This is a genomic window from Ensifer oleiphilus (assembly GCF_013371465.1).
GTDB lineage: Bacteria > Pseudomonadota > Alphaproteobacteria > Rhizobiales > Rhizobiaceae > Ensifer > Ensifer oleiphilus.
The window spans coordinates 1-1,051 of sequence record NZ_JABWDU010000027.1 but is presented as its reverse complement, the minus strand read 5'-3'; the positions used below and the strand labels follow the sequence as shown (position 1 = coordinate 1,051).

1 pseudogene is annotated in these 1,051 nt (G+C 61.5%); it reads right to left on the bottom strand.

Features of this window, described 5'->3' with window-relative positions:
- Positions 1 to 1,051: pseudogene (locus tag HT585_RS31550) on the bottom strand (calcium-binding protein); the annotation flags it as partial.

Here is a 1,051-nt window from a genome sequence, read left to right as displayed (position 1 = left end):
ATGACGATTTCCGTCGCCGCGTTGAGGCTGCCCACGGCGTTGCCGGCGACAGCCAACCATTCGGTGCGGGTATAGACCCGGAAGGTTTCGTTGGAAGCGTCGCCGTTGATGACCACTGTGTCGCCATTGGCATCTTCGCTTTCGCCGTTGATGACGTCACGACCCTCGAGAACATCGACGGTGATCGTGTCGTCGCCCGCCCCGGCGTTGATCGTGTCCGTGCCGCCCTGCCCGTTGATCTGATCGGCAAAGGTCGACCCGGTCAGGGCGTTGCCTGCGCCGGTGCCGTTGATGGCAGCCGGAGCCGGCGTATCGGCGAGGATGAAGTCGGCGATGCTGATGTCGTTGGGATCAACAGCATCGACGAGGATCGTACCGATCGTGGTCGTGCCGGCGGCGTCCCGAATGGTCAACAACGTATCGTCCGTTCCGGGAACGACCACACGGGTTTCCAGCACGCGGGTCGCGAAGTTGGCTGCCGTGATGCCCAAGCCGCTCAGGTCGATGAGATCCTGGCCACCGCCGGCAGGGTTAGCATCGAACGAGTTGATCGTGTCGTCGCCGAAATTGATCGTGTCGTACACGTAGACATCGTTGTCGCTGTTGTCGTTGAAGGTATCGTTTCCGGCACCGCCACGCAGTCTGTCGTTTCCGTCGTCACCGTCGATGATGTCGTTGCCATCACCGCCGGAAAGCGTATCTGCACCGTTGTTGCCGAGCATGTTGTTTGCAAGCCCATTGCCGACGGCGGTAATGGCACCGCCACCATTCTTGGTGAGGTTTTCGACATTGGCGCCGAGCGTGTAGTTGGCGAGCGTCGTCTGGACCGTATCCGTTCCGGCCGAACCGACAGCCGTCTCGTCGACCACGTCGCCGACATTGTCGACGACATAAATGTCGTTGCCGGCACCGCCGCTCATGGTGTCGGCACCAGCGGCGCCGTCGAGCGTGTTGTTTCCGGTGTTGCCGACGATGATGTTGTTCGCGGCGTTGCCGGTACCATTGATGTTGCCGGCGCCGGTCAGGGTGAGGTTCTCGAAATTGGCGCCCA